A 1,860-nucleotide genomic window follows, 5' to 3' on the forward strand; every position below is an offset into this window, starting at 1 on the left:
GTTCGACCGGACTCGGCGCAAAGGCAGTGCCTTCTGAAGCGACCCCCTCTGTCGACTTCGCCGACATCTCCCCCTCGAGGGGGGAGATTGGCGCATAGCTTTCACCGTCGGCATAAATCCACGCCACGGCAGCACCGACAGCAATGTCTACCCCCTCTTTGCCAGTGACGTCGCGCAAGACGCCGCTGGCCGGCGCGTCGATCTCCATCGCCGCCTTGTCGGTTTCGATCTCGAACAGCACATCGCCCTTCTTGACGTGCGCGCCTTCCTCGGCAAACCAGCGTGAGATCTGTCCGGTCGCCATGTCCATGTCGACCTTGGGAAGAATGACTTCGGTCGGCATGGGCTAGCGGACCCCTTTCACAAGGTCGCGCGCGGCGGTGATGATGTCGGGAATTTGCGGCACCGTCGCTTTCTCGAGTTCCGGATTGTAGGGGATCGGCGTTTCGGCGCCGCCCAGCCGCACGATCGGCGCATCGAGATAGTCGAACGCTTCGCTCTCGGCGATCATGGCGCTGACTTCGGCGCCGATGCCCAGCGTCTTGACCGCTTCGTAGACGCACATCAGCCGCGACGTCTTCTTGACGCTGTCGATGACCGTCTGCTTGTCCATCGGCCGGATCGTTCGCAGATCGACGACTTCGACATCGATGCCTTCGCTCTCCAGCACGGCTGCGGCGTCGAGCGCCTTCTGCACCATGATCGAGGTGGCGACGATGGTCAGGTCGCGGCCCTTGCGGCGGATATCTGCCTTGCCGATCGGCACGGTGTAATAGCCTTCGGGCACCGGGCCCTTCATCTTGTAGAGCAGCTTGTGCTCGAAGATCATCACCGGATCGGGATCGGCGACCGCCGCCAAAAGCATGCCCTTGGCATCATAGGGCGTCGCCGGCTGGATGACTTTCAGACCCGGCACGTGGCCGAGCCAGGCCTCCAGGCTCTGGCTGTGCTGGGCCGCCGCACCGGTGCCGGAACCGGCGGGAAAGCGCATCACCACCGGAACCGAAACCTCGCCGCCCAGCATGAAGCGCATCTTGGCCGCCTGGTTGACGATCTGCTCCATGGCCAGCGTTGCGAAATCGGAAAACTGGAATTCGAAGATCGGCCGCATGCCGGTGAGCGCGGCACCGACGGCGACGCCCGCCCCGCCCAGTTCCGAAATCGGCGTGTCGATCACCCGCTCGGTACCGAAACGCTCGACCAGATCGCCGGTCACCTGGAAGGCGCCGCCATAGACGCCGATATCCTCACCCATCAGGAAGACGCGTTCGTCCATGTCCATGGCGATCGACATGGCCTCCTGGATCGCCTGGGCGTAGCTCAGTTCACGCACCATCGCGTCCATCACGCCTGCTCCGTATAGACATAATTGCCGGTGTCGCGAACGTCAGGCGACGGGCTCGCCTTGGCGAACTCGATGCCGTCGGCGATCTCTTGCGCCACGGCGTCGCGAATGGCCTCGATGCCCTTGTTGTCGATGAACCCGAATTCCCTGAGCTCGCTTTCAAACAGGGTGATCGGGTCGCGGTTCGACATCCAGTCCTCGATCTCCTCCTTGGTGCGATAGCGATTGCGGTCGCTCTTGGAATGGCCGCGATGGCGATAGGTCTTGGACTCGATCAGCGTCGGCCCCTCACCCGCGCGGGCTCGGGCGACGGCCTGATGCGACGCCTCGGCGACCTCGGAGAAGATGTTGCCGTTGACGATGACGCCCGGCATCGAATAGGCGGCGGCGCGTTCGGCGATGTTCTTGACGGCGGTCGAGCGGGCCGTCGATGTCGACATGCCGTAGCCGTTGTTCTCGCACACGAAGATCACCGGCAGCTTCCAGATCGCGGCCATGTTCAGCGCCTCGTGGAA

At 63.4% G+C, this 1,860-nt stretch carries 3 protein-coding genes; all 3 read right to left on the minus strand.

Features of this window, described 5'->3' with window-relative positions:
- The coding region (locus EN993_RS35355; RefSeq protein WP_127266197.1) for a biotin/lipoyl-containing protein at nt 1-343 on the minus strand (343 nt) is incomplete at its 3' end.
- Nucleotides 344-346: 3 nt separating this feature from the next.
- Complete coding sequence (locus tag EN993_RS35360; protein ID WP_127266198.1) at nt 347-1,345, minus strand: alpha-ketoacid dehydrogenase subunit beta; 999 nt, start codon at nt 1,343-1,345, stop codon at nt 347-349.
- On the minus strand, nt 1,345-1,860 hold a 516-nt coding region (locus tag EN993_RS35365), incomplete at its 5' end, for a thiamine pyrophosphate-dependent enzyme (RefSeq protein ID WP_245469068.1). The genes EN993_RS35365 and EN993_RS35360, both read right to left, overlap by 1 nt.

This window comes from Mesorhizobium sp. M7D.F.Ca.US.004.01.2.1, from assembly GCF_003997785.1.
Classification (GTDB): Bacteria; Pseudomonadota; Alphaproteobacteria; order Rhizobiales; family Rhizobiaceae; genus Mesorhizobium; species Mesorhizobium loti.

Bases quoted from the DNA above. Each gene is read 5' to 3' on its own strand.
- EN993_RS35360 (WP_127266198.1), bottom strand. From the start codon at position 1,345: ATGGACGCGATGGTGCGTGAACTGAGCTACGCCCAGGCGATCCAGGAG.